This is a genomic window from Ancylobacter sp. TW_SC_1, from assembly GCF_056836805.1.
Genome location: NZ_CM166365.1, coordinates 224,932 through 243,287, shown reverse-complemented (window position 1 = coordinate 243,287; position 18,356 = coordinate 224,932). Strand labels below are relative to the sequence as shown.

Below are 18,356 nucleotides of genomic sequence, written 5' to 3'. Positions count from 1 at the left end.
CAGCAGTTTCGCTCCGCCCCGCCCGTCCCGGGCTCGCGCGGGGGGCTGTTCGTTTGCCAGTTGGTGCCTATGACAATTCTCGCGAGCCTGCATCACGTCACGGCCTACAAATATGACCGTCCGGTCGCGCTGGGCCCCCAGATCATCAGGCTGCGGCCGGCACCGCACTGCCGGACACCGGTGAAGAGCTACGCGCTCAAGGTCACCCCCTCGAACCACTTCGTGAACTGGCAGCAGGACCCGTTCGGCAACTGGATGGCCCGCTTCGTCTTCCCCGAGAAAGCGACGGAGTTCCGGGTCGAGGTCGACCTGATCGCCGACATGACGGTCTACAATCCGTTCGACTTCTTCATCGAGGAGTATGCGGAGAAGCTGCCCTTCGCCTATCCGCGGGACCTCGCCAAGGAACTGATCCCCTATCTCGAGCGGGAGGAGGGCGGTCCGCTGCTCGACGCCTTCGTCGAGGAGGTCCGCCCACCCGAGGGAACGCCGACCGTCGACTATCTGGTCGCCCTCAACCAGCGGATCCAGCAGCGCGTCGGCTATCTCATCCGCATGGAGCCGGGCGTGCAGGCGCCCGATCAGACGCTTTCCCTCGCCTCCGGCTCCTGCCGCGATTCCGGCTGGCTGCTGGTGCAGATCCTTCGCCGGCTCGGCCTCGCCGCGCGCTTCGTCTCCGGCTATCTCATCCAGCTCAAGCCGGACGTGAAGGCGCTGGATGGGCCGACCGGCACGGATGTCGATTTCACCGACCTGCATGCCTGGTGCGAGGTCTATCTGCCCGGCGCCGGCTGGATCGGCCTCGACCCGACCTCGGGCCTGCTGTGCGGCGAGAGCCATCTGCCGCTCTGCGCCACGCCGAACCCGTCCTCCGCCTCGCCGATCACCGGCTCCTTCGCGGCGGAGGAGGCCACGCAGACCACGTTCGACTTCGACATGCGCGTGACCCGGGTCGCCGAGAAGCCGCGCGTCACGCTGCCCTTCTCCGACGAGGCCTGGGCGGCGCTCGACGCGCTGGGCGACCGGGTCGATGCCGATCTCGCCGCGCAGGACGTGCGCCTGACCATGGGCGGCGAGCCGACCTTCATCTCCATCGACGACTATCAGGGCGCGGAGTGGAACACCGCCGCCGTCGGCCCGACCAAGCGCATGCGCGCGGACGATCTCATCCGCCGGCTGCGCAGGCGCTTCGCGCCGGGCGGCATGATGCATTACGGCCAGGGCAAGTGGTATCCGGGCGAGAGCCTGCCGCGCTGGACCTTCTCGCTCTACTGGCGCAAGGACGGCAAGCCGATCTGGCGCGACCCGGAGCTGGTCGCGACCGAGAACCTCACCAATGCGACGACGGAGGAGGCGCGCACCTTCATCGAGACGCTGGCCGACCGCCTCGGCGTCGGGGCCGGTTTCGCCGAGCCGGCCTATGAGGATCCCGCGCACTGGATTCTCAAGGAGAACGAGCTGCCGGAGAATGTCGACCCGTTCGATTCCAAGCTGGAGGATGCCGAGGCGCGGGCGCGCATGGCCCGCGTCTTCGAGCGCGGCCTCGGCCGCCCGAGCGGCTATGTGCTGCCGGTGCAGCGCTGGCAGGCGCGCTCCTCGCGCGGCTGGGTCAGCGAGAAGTGGCGCTTCCGGCGCGGCCGGATGTTCCTGGTGCCGGGCGATTCGCCGGCGGGCTACCGCCTTCCGTTGGCGAGCCTGCCCTGGGTGCCGCCCGCCGCCTACCCCTATGTGAATCCCGCCGATCCCATGACCATCTCCGGCGACCTGCCGGATGCCGAGGCGCTGCATCAGCTCTACCGGCGCACCTCGGTCGACGAGGGCCAGCAGGAGCAGGTCGATCAGGTGCTCACCGGCACCGGCTCGGTGCGCACCGCGCTCACCGTCGAGCCGCGCGGCGGGCGTCTGTGCGTGTTCATGCCGCCGACGGAGCGGCTCGAGGACTATCTGGAACTGCTGGCGGCGATCGAGGTGACGGCGGCGGAGCTGAAGCTGCCGGTGCATATCGAGGGCTATACGCCGCCGGTCGATCCGCGCCTCAACGTCATCCGCGTCGCGCCCGATCCGGGCGTCATCGAGGTGAACGTCCATCCCGCCGCGAACTGGAAGACCTGCGTCGAGATCACCCGCGACCTCTATGAGGAAGCGCGGCTGTCGCGCCTGGGCACCGAGAAGTTCATGATCGACGGGCGCCACACCGGCACCGGCGGCGGCAACCATGTGGTGGTCGGCGGCGCCATGCCGGCCGACAGCCCCTTCCTGCGCCGGCCCGACCTGCTCAAGAGCCTCGTCACCTACTGGCAGCGCCACCCCTCGCTGTCCTACCTGTTCTCGGGCCTGTTCATCGGCCCGACCAGCCAGGCGCCGCGGGTCGACGAGGCCCGCCACGACAGCCTCTACGAGCTGGAAATCGCCATGGCGAACGTGCCGGCCCCGGGCACCGGGCAGGCGCCGCCGCCCTGGCTGGTCGACCGGCTGTTCCGCAACCTGCTGACCGACGTCACCGGCAACACTCACCGTTCCGAGATCTGCATCGACAAGCTGTTCTCGCCGGACGGGCCGACCGGCCGGCTCGGCCTCATCGAGTTCCGTTCCTTCGAGATGCCGCCGGACTGGCGCATGTCGCTCGCCCAGCAATTGCTGCTGCGCGCGCTCATCGCCTGGTTCTGGCGCGAGCCGCAGGAGGGCCCGCTGGCGCGCTGGGGCACGGCGCTGGCCGACCGCTTCATGCTGCCGCACTTCGTCTGGGCCGACTTCATGGACGTGCTGCACGATCTGGGAAGCGCGGGCTACCGCTTCGATCCGCTCTGGTTCGAGGCGCAGCGCGAGTTCCGCTTCCCCTATTTCGGGCAGGTCGAGCGCGGCGGGGTGACGCTGGAGCTGCGTCAGGCGCTGGAACCCTGGCATGTGATGGGCGAGGAAGGGGCGGTCGGCGGCACCGTGCGCTTCGTCGATTCCTCGGTGGAGCGCCTGCAGGTGCGCGTCGAGGGGCTGAACCCGATCCGCCACATCGTCAGTTGCAACGGCCGGCGCCTGCCGCTGCTGCCGACGGGGCGCTTCGGCGAGTTCGTCGCCGGCGTGCGCTTCAAGGCCTGGCAGCCGGCCTCGGGCCTGCACCCGACCATTCCCGTGCATGCCCCGCTCACCTTCGACATCGTCGACCAGTGGTCGAACCGCTCGCTGGGCGGCTGCGTCTATCACGTCGCGCATCCGGGCGGCCGGAACTACGAGACGTTTCCGGTGAACTCCTACGAGGCGCAGGCCCGGCGCCTGGCGCGCTTCCAGGACTACGGCCACACGCCCGGCTACATGTTCGTGCCACCCGAGGAGACCTCCGTCGAATTCCCCGCCACGCTCGATCTGCGGCGCCCGGCGCGGATCTGACGCGGCGCATGACCGATCTTCGTGATATGTCGGGTGCTTCGGCGCCCCGCGCGTCCATGTGGCGCGCAGGGCGCCGTGCGAGGCCGACAGGCACGGGGCATCTGCCGCCCTTGGCGAGGCAGAGAGGGAGTCATGGCCGGTCGCAGTGAGCCGCAGGCCCGCACGCGCCGCTTCCAGGCGGCGGCGGTCGAGGCGCTACTGGCGGAATATCAGCCGCTGCCCGGCGTCCATGACGAGCTTGTGGATGCCGAGGGGCGTCCGCGCGCGCATTGGACCGCGCTGCTGGCGGCGCTCGCCGAGATGGGCGTCGACGAGGTCAACCGGCGCTTTCGCGCCGCCGACCGCCATCTCTATCGCTCCGGCGTGTTCTACCGCGTCTATGACGACCCCAATGGCGGCGAGCGGCCCTGGCCGATCTCGCATCTGCCGCTGGTCATCGACGCCACCGAATGGCACGCGCTGGAGCGCGGCCTCATCCAGCGCGCCCAGATGCTGGAGGCGGTGCTGGGCGACCTCTATGGCGAGGCGCGGCTGGTGCGCTCGGGCGCGCTGCCGGCGGCCGCGGTGGCGGGGAACCCGGACTTCCTGCGGCCGATGGTCGGGGTGGACCCGCATGGCGGCAGCTTCCTGAAGATCTACGCCGCCGATATCGGGCGCGGCCCGGACGGGCGCTGGTGGGTGCTCTCCGACCGCACGCAGTCGCCGTCCGGCGCCGGCTATGCGCTGGAGAACCGCATCGCCATCGCCCGCGGCCTGCCGGATCTCGCCCGCTCGCTCAACGTCATGCGCCTGGCCGGCTATTTCCAGGGATTGCGCGCCGGTCTCACCAGGCTGGACCGTTCCGGCGAGGGGCGGGTGGGGCTGCTCACGCCCGGCCCGCTCAACGAGACCTATTTCGAGCACGCCTATCTCGCCCGCTATCTCGGCTTCGTGCTGCTCGAGGGCGAGGATCTCACCGTGCGCGACAACATCGTCTATGTGCGCACCGTGGCCGGCCTCAAGCGGGTCGACGTGCTGCTGCGTCGCCTCGACGCCGATTATGCCGATCCGCTGGAGCTCAACCCGGGCTCGCAGCTCGGCATTCCCGGCCTGATGCAGTCCGTGCGTGCCGGCGGCGTGGCGATGGTGAACGCGCTCGGCGCCGGCGTGGCCGAGGCGCCGGTCATGATGGGCTTCCTGCCGCGGCTCGGCGCGCAGGTGCTGGGCGAACGCCCGATCCTGCCCAACATCGCCACCTGGTGGTGCGGGCAGGCGGCCGAGCGCGAGCGCGTGCTCGACGATCTCGATGATCTGGTGATCGCGCCGGCCTTCCGGCGCACCCTGCCGGGCCTGCTGGACGAGGGGCCGGTGATCGGCGCCGATCTCAACCCGGCCAGGCGCGCGGCAGTCGAGAACGCCATCCGCACGCGCGGCGTCGACATCGTCGGCCAGGAGGCGGTGCGCCTGTCGACCATGCCGGTCTGGCGCAACGGGCGGCTGGAGCCGCGCCCCTTCATCCTGCGCATCTTCGTGGCGGCGACCGAATCCGGCTGGACGGTGATGCCCGGCGGCTTCTGCCGGGTCTCCGACAGTCTCGACGCGCGCGCCGTCTCCATGCAGGGCGGCGGCCGCTCCGCCGATGTCTGGGTGCTGGAGGCGGGCCCGGTCGATCAGACCTCGCTGCTGCCCGCTCCCGACAAGGTGGAGATCAAGCGCCAGATGGGGCCGCTGCCGAGTCGCGCGGCGGACAATTTCTTCTGGCTCGGCCGCTATGTCGAACGGGCGGAGAGCACGCTGCGTCTCCTGCGGACGCTCGCCGGCCGGCTGTCCTCGACCGCCGACGGCGGCGGCGTCTCGGTGCCCAAGCTGCTCGACCTGCTGCAGACCTGGGGCGCGACGCCGAACGATGTCAGCCGCGCCCGGCCGGTGCGCCATGTGCTCGCCGCGCTGTCGCGCCGCGACCTGCCGGGCGCGCTGCCCAATCTCATCGAATCCGCCCGCCAGACCGCCTCGGTCATTCGCGACCGCCTGTCGCCGGACGCCTGGCGCACGCTCGCCGACCTCGCCTTGATGATGGCCGAGCCGGTGCCGGTGGCGAGCGCCGAGCCCGATGCCTATGAGCGCACCGACCGCGCCCTGCGCGCGCTCGCCGCCTTCTCGGGCCTCGCCTCGGAGAACATGAACCGGCTGGCCGGCTGGCGCTTCCTCGATCTCGGCCGGCGCATCGAGCGGGGCATCGCCGTCTGTCATTTCGCCCGCACCCTGGTCGGCGCGGCGCCGACCGCCGGCACGCTCGACGTGCTGCTGGAGCTGTGCGACAGCCAGATCACCTACCGCTCGCGCTATGTGATGGTGGAGAGCCGCGCCCCGGTGCTCGACCTCGTGCTGCTCGATCCGGTCAATCCGCGCTCGCTGGCCTTCCAGATCGAGGCCATCGTCGGCCATCTCGACGTGCTTCCCGGCCATCTCGGCAACGACCTGCCGCCGCCGGAGGAGCGCCTCGCTGCCCGCCTGTCCGCCTCGATGAAGGCTTTCGGCGCCGCCGAATTCGACGATGCGCGGCTGCGCGAGATCGAAGCCGAGCTCATGGAGCTCTCCAACGACGTGGCGGAGCGTTACTTCATCCACCGCCAGCCGGTGGAGACGCCCTGGGATCTGCTGGAATGAAATACGACATTCACCAGACCACGGCCTATTCCTACGCCTCGCCGGTGCCGGTGGCGCGCCATGTGGTGCGCATGGTGCCGGTGGACCGGCCGAACCAGCGCGTCGTCGCCAGCCATTTCGTCGTCGAGCCTGAGCCGGTGGAATGGACCGAGACGCGCGACTTCTTCGGCAACAAGGTGGTGCATATCCGCATCGAGACGCCGCACACCAGCTTCACCGTGAAGACCCGGGCGCGGGTGGAGGTGGAAGCGCCCCCGGCCGTCGAGCCGATGTCGGGGCCGAGCTGGGAGGAGGTGCGCGAGGCGGCGGATGAGAGCCTCGACCTGTCGCCGCTCTCGCCGGCGCATTTCCTCTTTCCCAGCCCTGCCGTGCCGCTGAGCGAGCCGATCACCGAGTGGACGGCGGAGAGCTTCCCGCCGGACCGGCCGATGCTGGCCGCCTGCACCGACCTGATGAACCGTCTGTACGAAGAGTTCACCTACGACCCGCGCGCCACGGATGTCTCGACCCCGCCCATCGAGGCGTTCGGGATGCGGCGCGGCGTCTGCCAGGACTTCGCGCATATCATGATCGCCGGGCTGCGCGGGCTGGGCCTGCCGGCGGCCTATGTGTCGGGCTTCCTGCGCACCGAGCCGCCGCCGGGCAAGGAGCGCCTGCAGGGCGCCGACGCCACCCATGCCTGGGTCGCGGTATGGTGCGGCGAGGACATTGGCTGGCAGGGGCTCGATCCCACCAACGCGCTCATCGTCGCCACCGACCATGTCGTGCTGGCGGTGGGGCGCGACTACACCGACGTGGCGCCGATCGGCGGCGTGGTGCTCGGCTCGGGCAAGCAGAAGCTGAACGTCGAGGTCGACGTCATTCCCATCCCGCCCGGGTCCGAGGCGGAAGGCAGGAAGGCGTAGCCGCTCGCGACAGGCGGTCGCGCGCGGGCTAGACATAGCGACATGCCCGGCGCGAATCGCGCCACGATCCGAGCGATGATCCGAGCCAACCGACATGACCGACGCCGCCCGCCCCGATGCCCGTCGACCGGATGCCCGCGACGCCAATGACGGCTTCCTCGCCAGTCTCGCCGTCTATCTGCGCCCGCGCGTTCTCATCGTCATCCTCTTGGGCTTCTCCTCCGGCCTGCCGCTGGCGCTTTCCGGCGCCACGCTGACCATCTGGATGGCCGAGGCCAAGGTGAACCTCGCCACCATCGGCCTCTTCGCGCTGGTCGGCGTACCCTACAATTTCAAGTTCGTCTGGGCGCCGCTGGTCGACGCGCTCGACGTGCCGCTGCTCGGCCGCTGGCTCGGGCGGCGGCGCGGCTGGCTGGTGTTCACGCAGCTCCTGCTGGCGCTCGCCATCGTCTGGCTCGGCTTCCAGGACCCGGTGCTGTCGCCCTGGCATGTGGCGCTCGGCGCCTTCCTCGTCGCCTGCGCCTCGGCGACGCAGGACATCGTGGTCGACGCCTTCCGCGTCGAGAGCCTGGAGACGCGCGAGCAGGCCGCCGGCATGGCCGGCTATGTCGCCGCCTATCGCGTCGGCATGCTGGCCTCCGGCGCCGGCGTGGTGCTGCTCGTCGCCTGGTTCGAGGTGCTCGGCGTGCCGCGCGATCAGGTGTGGGGCTGGGGCTATGTCTTCGCGGCGCTGCTGGTCGGCGTCGGGCTGTTCGCCTCGCTGATGGCGAAGGAGCCGGCCGGCGAGCCGGTGATCCAGCACGAGGAGAGCGTGTTCAAGCGCATCGCCGAGACGGCGGTCGGCGCCTTCGGCGAATTCCTCTCGCGCCGCAGCGCCATCGCCATCCTCGGCTTCGTCGTGCTGTTCAAGTTCTGCGATGCCTTCGCCGGCGTGCTGACCGGCGCCTTCGTCATCGATATCGGCTTCGACAAGGCGGCCTATGCCGGCATCGTCAAGGGCGTCGGCTTCGCGGCGGCGATCCTCGGCGGCTTCGCCGGCGGCCTCATCGCCCGCGCGCTGCCGCTGGTGACCAGTCTGTGGATCGCCGGCCTGCTGCAGATGGCGTCCAATCTGGTCTTCTCCTGGCAGGCCTGGATGGGCGTCGATCTCGGCGCGCTCACGCTGACCATCATCGTAGAGAACTTCACCGGCGCCATCGGCACGGTGATCTTCGTCGCCTACATCTCCGCCCTGTGCGGCAACCGCGCCCACACCGCCACGCAATATGCCCTGCTCACCGCGCTTGCCGCGGTGGGCCGCACCTTCCTCGCCTCGGGCGCGGGCTTCGTGGCGGAAGAGACCGGATGGTTCGTCTTCTTCGCTGTCACCGCCTTCGCCGCGCTGCCGGGCCTCGCGCTGCTGGCCTATCTGCAGGCCCGCGGGCATTTCCGCCAGCTGGCGACGCCGGCCGCCTCGTAGCGCCCCTGGCGATCGGGCGGGCGCGTTAATCCGGCGTTAACCGATGCGGCTCGAACGTTCCTCCGGACCCGCATCTGCGGCCCCGAAAGGGCCATCCGTCCATGCGGGTTCGGTGTCCTCTTGCGACGTCTCCATTCCGCCTGCCATCGGAGCCTCCCGTGACCGCTTCCTCCAACCGCCTGCGCATCGTGGTGCTCTTCGGCGGGCGCTCCGCCGAGCACGACGTCTCGATCATGTCCGGCACCAATGTGATGCGGGCACTGGACCCGGAGAAGTACGACGCGGTGCCGATCTTCGTCACCCGCGACGGGCGCTGGCTTGCCAGCCGCTTCGAAGGCGGCGTCCTCGACACGCCGGAAAGCGGCACGGAACTGTGCCTCGTTCCGGGCGGCAGGGGGCGGCTCATGGCGATTCCGGCGGAGGGCGTGCCGCATGAGCTGCCGGCGATCGACCTGCTCTTTCCGGTGCTGCACGGCCTGCCCGGCGAGGATGGCTCGGTGCAGGGCCTTGCCGATGTGGCGGGCGTGGCGCTGGTCGGCTGCGACGTCCTCGGCTCGGCCACCGCGCTCGACAAGGACATCGCCAAGCGGCTCTGCGTCCAGGCCGGCCTGCCGACCGCCCACGCCATCACCATCCGCCCGGGCGCGGAGCCGAGCTTCGCGGCGCTCGCCGATGCGCTGGGCCTGCCGGTGTTCATCAAGCCGGCGCGGCAGGGCTCGTCGGTCGGGGTGAGCAAGGTCGCGACGGAAGCGGACTACGCGGCGGCGCTCGCCCTGGGCTTCCGGCACGACCGCAAGCTGCTCGCCGAGGAGTTCATCCGCGGCCGCGAGATCGAGCTCAGCGTGCTGGAGGACCCGGAGGGCGGCCTGTTCGTCTCCCGTCCCGGCGAGATCCGCCCGGCGGAGAGCCACGGCTTCTACAGCTACGACGCCAAATATATCGACGCCGACGGCGCGGCGATCATCGTGCCGGCGCAGCTGCCGGCGGAGGTCGAGGCGCAGCTGCAGAAAATGGCGGCCGACGCCTTCCGCGCGCTCGGCTGCGACGGCATGGCGCGTGCCGATTTCTTCGTGACCGACGACATGCGCATCCTCGTCAACGAGCTCAACACCATTCCCGGCTTCACCAATATCAGCATGTACCCCAAGGCGATGGCGGCCAGCGGGGTGAGCTATTCCGAGATCATCGACCGGCTGGTGGCGCACGGGCTGGCGCGCGCCGCCCGGTAGCCGGCGCGTCCTACAGCGACGTTCGCGCCCTGATCGCCGCTGCCAGCGTGCCCTCGTCGAGATAGTCGAGCTCGCCGCCCACCGGCACGCCATGGGCGAGGCGGGTGACCTTCACCTGCGCGTCGCGCAGCAGCTCGGTGATGTAATGCGCGGTGGTCTGGCCGTCGACGGTCGCCCCGAGCGCCAGCAGCACCTCCTTGATCGTGCCGTCATGCGCGCGTTCGATGAGCGACTTCAGGTTGATGTCGTCCGGCCCCACCCCGTCGAGCGGGGAGAGCGTGCCGCCGAGCACATGGTAGCGCGCATTCACCGCACCGGCGCGCTCCAGCGCCCACAGGTCGGCGACGTCCGCCACCACGATCAGCAGCGCCGGATCGCGCGTCTCGTCGACGCAGATCGAGCAGGGGTCGCGCACGTCGATATTGCCGCAGACCCGGCAGGTCGAGATCTTGCCCAGCACGTCCTCGAAGGCGCTGGCGAGCGGGCTCATGAGCTGCTCGCGCTTCTTGATGAGATGCAGCGCGGCGCGGCGCGCCGAGCGCGGGCCGAGCCCCGGCACACGGGCGAGCAACTGGATCAGGCGTTCGATCTCGGGGCCGGCGACGGCGCGGGACATGGCTTCCTCATGGCCGGCGGCGGGCATGGCCGGCAGCGTCTCGTCTAGCGCAGGCGCGCACCACCCGCCAAGGGGCGGGTGGGCGTGGCCGGTCACATCGGTGCAAGAGCGGCCCGGTTTTGCTCGACACCGGGGTAGGGCATTGCTAACCCGGAGGCACGCCAAGAATGTACTGCCGGGGAGTCTGATGACGACGACGAAAGCCGCCGCCCATGCCGCCGCGTTCCTCACGATCCTGTTGCTGATGTCGTCCGGCTCGCCCGCCGAGGCGGCGGAGGGCATGGGAATCGACGGCGCCTCCCTGCCGCTGCTCTGGGGCATCCCCTTCGTCGGCATGCTGCTGTCGATCGCCGTCATCCCGCTGCTGGCGGGGAACTTCTGGCACCATCATTACGGCAAGGTGGCGCTGTTCTGGGCGCTGGCCTTCCTCGTGCCCTTCATCGCGACCTTCGGTCCGGGCCTGGCGGTCTATGAGGTCGCGCATGCGGCGCAGCTGGAATACATCCCCTTCATCATCCTGCTGTTCTCGCTCTTCACCATTTCCGGCGGCATCCTGCTGACCGGCAATCTGAAGGGCAGCCCGGGGGTGAATACCTGCCTGCTGGCGATCGGCACGGTGCTGGCGAGCGTCATCGGCACCACCGGCGCCTCGATGGTGCTGATCCGCCCGCTGCTGCGCGCCAATGACGAGCGGCGCCACAACGTCCACACCGTGGTGTTCTTCATCTTCCTGGTGTCGAACATCGGCGGTTCGCTGACCCCGCTCGGCGACCCGCCGCTCTTCCTCGGCTTCCTGAAGGGCGTCGACTTCTTCTGGACGACGCAGCACCTGTTCCACGACACCACCGTGGTGGCGGCCATCCTGCTCGGGGTCTTCTATCTGCTCGACCGCTATTTCTATGCGCGCGAGGAGACGCTGCCGCACAAGGCCGACCCGACGCCGGAGACCGAGAGGCTCGGCCTGCGCGGGCTGCGCAACCTGCCGCTGCTGGCCGGCGTCATCGCCGCCATCCTGATGAGCGCGCTGTGGAAGCCGGGCATCGAGTTCAACATTCTCGGCACCCATGTGCCGCTGCCCTCGCTCGTGCGCGACGCCAGCCTGCTGGTCCTCGCCGGCATCTCGGTCTGGATCACGCCCGCCTTCATCCGCGAGCGCAACGGCTTCGACTGGGAGCCGATCCGCGAGGTGGCCAAGCTCTTCGCCGCCATCTTCCTCACCATCATCCCGGTGATCGCGATCCTCAAGGCGGGGTCGAGCGGCGCGCTGGCGCCGCTGGTCGCGCTGGTGACCGACGAGGCGGGCGGCCCGGTGAATGCCGGCTATTTCTGGATGACCGGCCTGCTTTCCGGCTTCCTCGACAACGCGCCGACCTATCTCGTCTTCTTCAACCTCGCCGGCGGCGACGCGCAGGAGCTGATGACGAAATATGCGGTGACGCTGGAGGCGATCTCGGCGGGTGCGGTGTTCATGGGGGCGCTGACCTATATCGGCAACGCGCCCAACTTCATGGTGCTGGCTATCGCACGGAGCCGCGGCGTCGCCATGCCGAGCTTCTTCGGCTACATGGCGTGGTCGGCCATCTTCCTGCTGCCCTGCTTCGCGCTGCTAACCTGGCTCTATTTCCTCTGAGCCGGCCGCGCCGCCGTCAGCCGAGAGGCCGGCTCGCCGGCAATCTGGCGAATCGGGTGCGGAACCAGTGGTCGAGCATGGCCTTCTCGAAACGCAGCGCCTCGCGTGAGCGCACGGCGACAGGGTCCATCAGATAGTTCATCGCGCGCAGCGTCTCCTCGCCGCGCGCGACCACCCGGCCGTCCCTGCGCAGCGTGTAGCGCAGCGTCATCGACGGCCAGGTGTCCTGCCGCATGAGGCGCAGCTCGCCGCTGCGCGCGCGCAGCGGGTTGATCCTGCCGGCGAGATCGAGGTCGAGCACGGCGACGTCGATCTCGTAGCCGGCCGGAAGCCGCTTGGCGGCCAGACGCGTGATGATGCGTTCCAGTCCTTCCAGCGTCAGGCGCTGCTCGACCGGCCCCCAGGACAGGTTGCCGTCCCGGTAGTTCTGCGGCGCGACGAAGGTGACGCTCGATGCGGCCTGCGCGGCGGCGGGCAGCAGGAGCGCCGCGCCGAGGACGAGGGCGGCGCAGCCACGATTCAGGCGATACGCGGCACGGGTCATGTCTCCCTCCGCTCGATGCGAAGACGGCTGAGTGTCGCCCTATTCCGCCGCGATGGCCATGCCCGGCTGGGCACGCCGCACCTCGTCGTCGACCGCCGTCTCGAAGCGGGCGAAATTGGCCGTGAACAGGCCCACCAGCCGGCGTGCCGCCATCGCATGGTCGATGCGCGTCGGCCAGGCGCGGGCCGGGTCGAGCAGCCTGGGATCGACGCCTTCCACGGCGACCGGCACGGCGAAGCCGAAATACTGGTCGGTGCGGAATTTGGCGGCCTCGAGTTCGCCGCCGAGCACGGCCGCGACGAGGCGCCGCGTGGTCGCCAGCGGAACGCGCTGCCCGGCGCCGGCGCGCCCGCCGATCCAGCCGGTGTTGACCAGCCAGCACCGGGTGTCGTTCCCGGCGATGAGATCGCGCAGCAGGTCGCCATGCTCGGAAGGCGCGCGCGACAGGGGGGCGGCGGCGAAGCCGGCGGAGAAGCGCGCCGGCCTCTCGCCGTCGCCGGGCGGCGCCGAATAGCCGGAGAGGAAGTGATACAGCGCCTGCGCCGGCGTGAGGCGGGCGAGCGGCGGCAGGACGCCGAAGCCGTCGGCGGCAAGCAGGAAGATGTTCTTCGGCACGCCGCTATTCGCCTCGACGCGGCCGTCGGCGACGCCATCGGGTGAATAGGCGGCGCGCGGATTGTCGGTGAGCGAGGCGTCGCCGAAGTCCGGCACGCGCGTGTCGGGATCGATGAAGACGTTCTCCAGCACGGTGCCGAAGCGCCGGGCGGCGGCATGGATGGCGGGAGCGGCCTCCGGCGCCAGGCCGAGGGTTCCGGGATAGCAACCATCCTCGAAGGCGATGAGGCCGTCGGCGCTCCAGCCCTGCGCGCCGTCGCCGAGCCGCGCGCGCGCCGGGTCGCCGGCGAGCGTGGTCTTGCCGGCGCCGGAGGCGCCGAGGAACAGGGCGACGTCGCCCTCCGGCCCGACATTCGCCGCGCCGTTCACCGGCAGCACGCCGCGCGCGGGCAGCACATGGGCGAGATGGCCGAAGACCGCTTCCTTGATCTCGCCGGCATGCAGCGTGCCGGCGATGAGAACGAGGCCGTTGGCGAGATCGCAGGCGATGGCGGTCGGCGTGCGCACGCCGTGCTTTTCGGGATCGGCCTTGAAGCCGGGGACGCAGAGCACGGTCAGCGCGGGCACGAAGTCGGCGAGTTCGGGGGCGTCGGGCGCGCGCAGCATGTTGCGCATGAACAGGGCGTGCCAGGCATGCTCGGCGAGGACGCGCACGCCGATGCGGTCGGCCGCGCCGGCGCCGGCATGCAGGTCCTGCGCGAACAGGGTACGGCCGCCGGCATGGGCGAGGAGGTCGGCCTTGAGCGCCTCGAACTGCCCGCGCGACAGCGTGCCGGGGCTTTCCTGCCCGGTATCGTCGGCGTCGGCGTCGTCGCGGACGATGTAACGGTCGTCGAGGCTGAGGCCGGTGTGCGGGGCGGTGGCCACGACGAGCGCGCCGGAGTCGGAGAGCCGCGCCTCGCCGCGCGCGACGACACGCTCGTAAAGCGCGGCCGGGCCGAGATTCCAGAATACCCGGCCGGTGCCGGAAAGCCCGATCGCCTCGGCGCCGTGTTGCTCGTTACGTGTGCCGGTCTGGTTCAAGGTCGGCTCCTCCTGACGCATGACAAGAGGCGGCACCATGAGAGGGCAGTCGGGCCTTTTGGCTGAGATTTCTGGCCGTTTCTGTGGCCAAACCGGGCCGATGCGATGGTTGCCCCCACCCTTGAGGTATTTTCAGACCACCGCGGCGCGGGCCCGGTTGGCGAGTTCGACGAGCGCCTCGCGCATCTCGCGCGCGTCGATCCTGCCCTGCCTTCAGACCACCGCGGCGCGGGCGCGGTTGGCGAGTTCGACGAGCGCCTCGCGCATCTCGCGCGCGGTGGTGACGCGCCGGCCGAAGCCGAGCCGGCGCACATGGCCGGCATCCATCAGCTCGCAGCCCTCGGGGTCGAGGCCGACCAGCTTCCAGTGGCCGGGGCCGGTGCCCAGCAGATGCATGGCGTAGAGCTGCACGGCGTCGCCATGGTCGGCATTCATGTGCTCGACCGCGCCCTGCTCGGTGGCGAGGACCTCGGCGGCGTCGTCCACCCGGGTGCGCAACGCTTCCCCGTCGACATCGACGATGCGGCCGAAGCCGGCGACCAGATGGGCGCTCTCGATCTCGATCCGGTAGAAGGCGAAGTCGGTGAAGCCGGCGAAACCGGCGGCGTCCGGGTGACGGGCGAGGAAGCGATGGCGGGCGGTGGCGATCGCGTCCGTCTCCGTGAGCACCGCGATGCGGCCCCTCAGCCCGGCGCGCGCGCCCTGCAGTTCGTCGCCGTGGCGGTGCTCGTCGACCAGCAGCGACACGCGCGGATCGCGGGCGAGGTTGCGCGTGTGGCGCGCGAGCCCGGAGAGCAGGAGCAGGGGCGCGCCGTCCGGCAGCGTCGCGAGCTGCACCAGCGAGGCATAGGGCCCGCCATCCTCGTCGAGGGTCGCCAGCGCCCCCGTCTGGGTCTCGCGGATGAGCCGGCGCACGGTGCCGGCGGCGTCGAATTCATCGGGATTCTGTGCGGTCGGTGACATGGGAAGACACTCCACCCTGATGCTGAACAGGTGCGCGCGAACCCGCATGTCGTCAAGCACCGCGCCGTCTGATTGGCTATGTGTCTTGAAACGCGCTATTTTCGGTTGAATCAGTTTGCGTGTCACATTGTGGCCACGTCGGCGCGGTTCACCGCTTCGTGTACCGCCGCCGAACAGGAAAGTGTGCAGATGCCGACCATCGCTCTCGTCGACGACGATCGCAACATCCTCACCTCTGTCTCCATCGCCCTCGAATCAGAGGGCTATCGGATTCAGACGTATACGGATGGCGCGACGGCCCTGGACGGCTTCAAGACCAATCCGCCGGACCTCGCCATCTTCGACATCAAGATGCCGCGCATGGACGGCATGGAACTGCTGCGCCGCCTCCGGCAGAAGAGCGACATGCCGGTCATCTTCCTGACCTCGAAGGACGACGAGATCGACGAATTGTTCGGCCTCAAGATGGGCGCCGACGACTTCATCAAGAAGCCGTTCTCGCAGCGTCTCCTCGTCGAGCGCGTCAAGGCGGTGCTGCGCCGCGTGGCGCCGAAGGACGGCACGCTGCCGCGCGAGACCGACAGCGCCAAGGTGCTGGAGCGCGGCCTGCTGCGCATGGACCCCGAGCGCCACACCTGCACCTGGAAGGGCGAGAACGTCACCCTCACCGTGACCGAGTTCCTCATCCTGCAGGCGCTGGCCACCCGCCCCGGCGTGGTGAAGAGCCGCAACGCGCTGATGGACGCGGCCTATGACGACCAGGTCTATGTCGACGACCGCACCATCGACAGCCACATCAAGCGGCTGCGCAAGAAGTTCAAGGTCACGGACGACAATTTCGAGATGATCGAGACGCTCTATGGCGTCGGCTACCGCTTCAAGGAGTAGCGACTCCTTGCTCGATCCCGAATCGATCCGGGCCGCGCACGCCGACGGGGCCGCGGCGGATGCCGAGGAGATGGTGGAAGCATCCGGCACGGGCGAGGGCGAGGAACGGCGCGGCGCGCGAGGCGCCGGGCTGTTCGGCGCCGGCCTGCGCGGCGTCGGCCTGCTCGGGTCGCTGCGCCGGGCGCGCAACTTCGTCGCCTTCAAGAGCTTCTCCAGCCTCACCCGCCGCATCGTCCTGCTCAACCTCGTCGGCATGTGCGTGCTGGTGTCGGGGATCCTGTACCTTTCCGAGTTCCGCGCCGGGCTGATCGACGCGCGCGTGCAGAGCCTGCTGGTGCAGGGCGAGATCATCGCCGGCGCCATCGCCGCCAACGCGCAGGTCGAGACCAACGCCATCACCATCGATCCCGAGCGGCTGCTCGAACTGCAGGCCGGCGAGAGCTATGGCCCGGGCGAGGAAGGCTTCGCGCCGCTCGAATTCCCGATCAATCCCGAGCGCGTCGCCCCGGTCCTCAAGCGCCTCGTCGAGCCCACCGGGACGCGCGCCCGCATCTATGACCGCGACGGCGCGCTCCTCCTCGATTCGCGCTCGCTCTATTCGCGCGGCGAGATCCTGCGCTTCGACATGCCCGCCCCCAACACGCCCAAGCCGAACTGGATGGAGCGTGGCTGGAACAGCATGAAGATGTGGTTCGAGCGCGGCGACCTGCCGCTCTACAAGGAGCTGGGCCCCAATAACGGCAAGGGCTACACGGCCGTCGTCGACGCGCTGCAGGGGCAGAAGGCGAGCGCGGTGCAGGTCAATGACCGCGGCCAGGTCATCGTTTCGGTCGCCGTGCCGGTGCAGCGCTTCCGCGCCATTCTCGGCGCGCTGCTGCTCTCCACCCAGGGCGGCGAGATCGACGAGGCGGTGGCGGCCGAACGGCTGGTGATCGTGCGCGTCTTCCTGGTCGCCATGGCGGTGATGGTGGTGCTGTCGCTGCTGCTCGCGGGCACCATCGCCGGCCCGGTGCGCAAGCTCGCCGATGCCGCCGAGCGGGTGCGCCGGCGTACCCGCTCGCGCGTCGAGATTCCCGACTTCACCAGCCGCTCGGACGAGATCGGCCATCTCTCGGGCGCGCTGCGCGACATGACCGACGCGCTCTATTCGCGCATCGAGGCGATCGAGAGCTTCGCCGCCGACGTCTCGCACGAGCTGAAGAACCCGCTCACCTCGCTGCGCTCGGCGGTGGAGACGCTGCCGCTCGCCAAGACCGACAATTCCCGCGGCCGCCTGCTGGAGGTGATCCAGCACGATGTGAGGCGGCTGGATCGCCTCATCACCGACATCTCCGACGCCAGCCGCCTCGACGCCGAGCTGCAGCGCCAGGAGGCCGAGCCGGTCGATCTGGTGCGCCTGCTCAACACCGTCACCGGCGTGCACAATGACGTGGTGCGCGGCGACGGCGTGAGCGTGACGCTCGCCTTCGAGCCGGCGCCGGGCGCGCCGGCCGCGTTCATCGTTCCCGGCCACGATTCCCGCCTCGGCCAGGTGATCAACAACCTCATCGACAATGCGCGCTCCTTCTCCGCCAAGGGCGGCGAGGTGCGCGTCACCTGCCGGCGGACGAAGGACGCGGTCGAGATCATCGTCGACGACGACGGCCCGGGCATTCCCCCGCACGCGCTCGGCCGCATCTTCGAGCGCTTCTACACCGACCGCCCGGAAGAACAGGGCTTCGGCCAGAATTCCGGCCTCGGCCTGTCGATCTCGCGGCAGATCATCGAGGCGCATGGCGGGCGCATCTGGGCGGAGAACCGCCCCTCCGAGGCACCGCCGAAGAAGGCGAAGGCGCCCCGCTCGAAAAGCCGGAGCGCCGCCGCCGACGGCGAGGCCGTCTCCCCGGCCAAGCCGGCGGGGGCGCGGTTCATCGTCCGGCTGCCGGCGAGCTGACCATGCGCGCCGAGGACGCCGCCGATGCCCCCGATGCCCCCGGCGCCACGGTGCATGCCTCCTGCGTCCGCGTCGGTGCGCAGGGCGTGCTGATTCGCGGTGCCTCGGGCGCCGGCAAGTCGCATCTGGCCTTCGCGCTCATCCTGGCCGGACGGGGCGGCGTCGCGCCGCCGACCGAGCTGGTGGCGGATGACCGGGTGCGGCTGACACGGCGCGGAGACCGGGTTTTCGCCACCGCGCCGCACAATCTCGCCGGCCTCATCGAGATACGCGGGGTGGGGCCGCGGTGCCTGCCCTTCGCCGCCGAGACGGCCCTCGATCTGGTGGTCGATCTGGGGGCCACCGATGCCGCGCGGCTGCCGGACGCGGCGGCGCTGCGCACCGTGGTCGAGGGGGTCGAAATGGCGCGGCTGCCGGCTTTTGCCGGCGGCGACGTGGTGCAGCAGGTGCTGGCGCTGCTGCTGACCCGGCCCATGCCGGACTGAACGCCGGCGGCGGCGCGCGGGGTGGTGCCGGAGGACCGG

The 18,356-nt window shown here is 70.2% G+C and carries 13 protein-coding genes; 9 read left to right on the top strand and 4 right to left on the bottom strand.

Annotated elements, in window-relative coordinates; all coding sequences use genetic code 11:
• Positions 1–69 precede the first annotated feature (69 nt).
• From AC1PZ7_RS01105 to AC1PZ7_RS01085, 5 genes are all read left to right on the top strand, one after another.
• The gene (locus AC1PZ7_RS01105) at positions 70–3,381 is read left to right on the top strand and encodes a transglutaminase family protein (protein ID WP_482357677.1); all 3,312 of its coding nucleotides are present in this window, start codon (positions 70–72) and stop codon (positions 3,379–3,381) included.
• A 132-nt stretch (positions 3,382–3,513) separates the two neighbouring features.
• The gene (locus AC1PZ7_RS01100; RefSeq protein WP_482357676.1) at positions 3,514–6,027 is read left to right on the top strand and encodes a circularly permuted type 2 ATP-grasp protein; all 2,514 of its coding nucleotides are present in this window, start codon (positions 3,514–3,516) and stop codon (positions 6,025–6,027) included.
• Positions 6,024–6,932 carry a transglutaminase family protein gene (locus tag AC1PZ7_RS01095; protein ID WP_482357675.1) on the top strand — a complete coding sequence of 303 codons (909 nt, stop codon included), beginning with the start codon at positions 6,024–6,026 and terminating at the stop codon, positions 6,930–6,932. Before AC1PZ7_RS01100 ends, AC1PZ7_RS01095 begins: the two co-directional genes overlap by 4 nt.
• A 94-nt stretch (positions 6,933–7,026) precedes the next feature.
• Entirely contained in the window at positions 7,027–8,391 is a 1,365-nt protein-coding gene (locus AC1PZ7_RS01090; protein ID WP_482357674.1) for an AmpG family muropeptide MFS transporter, read from the top strand.
• Between the two features lie 158 nt (positions 8,392–8,549).
• Entirely contained in the window at positions 8,550–9,620 is a 1,071-nt protein-coding gene (locus AC1PZ7_RS01085; RefSeq protein ID WP_482357673.1) for a D-alanine--D-alanine ligase family protein, read from the top strand.
• 10 nt (positions 9,621–9,630) lie between these two features.
• Here AC1PZ7_RS01085 and recR read toward each other — a convergent pair whose 3' ends face one another.
• Complete coding sequence (gene recR, locus AC1PZ7_RS01080) at positions 9,631–10,236, bottom strand: recombination mediator RecR (protein WP_482357672.1); 606 nt, start codon at positions 10,234–10,236, stop codon at positions 9,631–9,633.
• A gap of 187 nt (positions 10,237–10,423) precedes the next feature.
• Between recR and AC1PZ7_RS01075 the strand changes: the two genes are divergently transcribed.
• On the top strand, positions 10,424–11,866 hold the full coding sequence (locus AC1PZ7_RS01075; protein ID WP_482357671.1) for a sodium:proton antiporter: 1,443 nt from the start codon (positions 10,424–10,426) through the stop codon (positions 11,864–11,866).
• 16 nt (positions 11,867–11,882) lie between these two features.
• Here AC1PZ7_RS01075 and AC1PZ7_RS01070 read toward each other — a convergent pair whose 3' ends face one another.
• From AC1PZ7_RS01070 to AC1PZ7_RS01060, 3 genes are all read right to left on the bottom strand, one after another.
• A complete protein-coding gene (locus tag AC1PZ7_RS01070; protein ID WP_482357670.1) occupies positions 11,883–12,410 on the bottom strand; it encodes a DUF3016 domain-containing protein in 528 nt (175 codons plus the stop codon).
• 39 nt (positions 12,411–12,449) lie between these two features.
• Positions 12,450–14,048, bottom strand: coding sequence for a phosphoenolpyruvate carboxykinase (ATP) (locus AC1PZ7_RS01065; protein ID WP_482357669.1), 1,599 nt, complete (start codon positions 14,046–14,048; stop codon positions 12,450–12,452).
• A 213-nt stretch (positions 14,049–14,261) separates the two neighbouring features.
• Entirely contained in the window at positions 14,262–15,011 is a 750-nt protein-coding gene (locus tag AC1PZ7_RS01060) for a HugZ family pyridoxamine 5'-phosphate oxidase (protein WP_482357668.1), read from the bottom strand.
• A 189-nt stretch (positions 15,012–15,200) separates the two neighbouring features.
• Between AC1PZ7_RS01060 and AC1PZ7_RS01055 the strand changes: the two genes are divergently transcribed.
• The 3 genes from AC1PZ7_RS01055 to AC1PZ7_RS01045 all read left to right on the top strand — a co-directional run bounded on the left by AC1PZ7_RS01055 (position 15,201) and on the right by AC1PZ7_RS01045 (position 18,317).
• Positions 15,201–15,899, top strand: a complete 699-nt coding sequence (locus tag AC1PZ7_RS01055) for a response regulator transcription factor (protein WP_423293380.1) — start codon at positions 15,201–15,203, stop codon at positions 15,897–15,899.
• 70 nt (positions 15,900–15,969) lie between these two features.
• Positions 15,970–17,832: a stimulus-sensing domain-containing protein gene (locus AC1PZ7_RS01050; protein ID WP_482359539.1), complete on the top strand. Its 1,863-nt coding sequence runs from the start codon at positions 15,970–15,972 to the stop codon at positions 17,830–17,832.
• Between the two features lie 2 nt (positions 17,833–17,834).
• The gene (locus tag AC1PZ7_RS01045; RefSeq protein ID WP_482357667.1) at positions 17,835–18,317 is read left to right on the top strand and encodes an HPr kinase/phosphorylase; all 483 of its coding nucleotides are present in this window, start codon (positions 17,835–17,837) and stop codon (positions 18,315–18,317) included.
• The last annotated feature ends 39 nt before the right edge of the window (positions 18,318–18,356 follow it).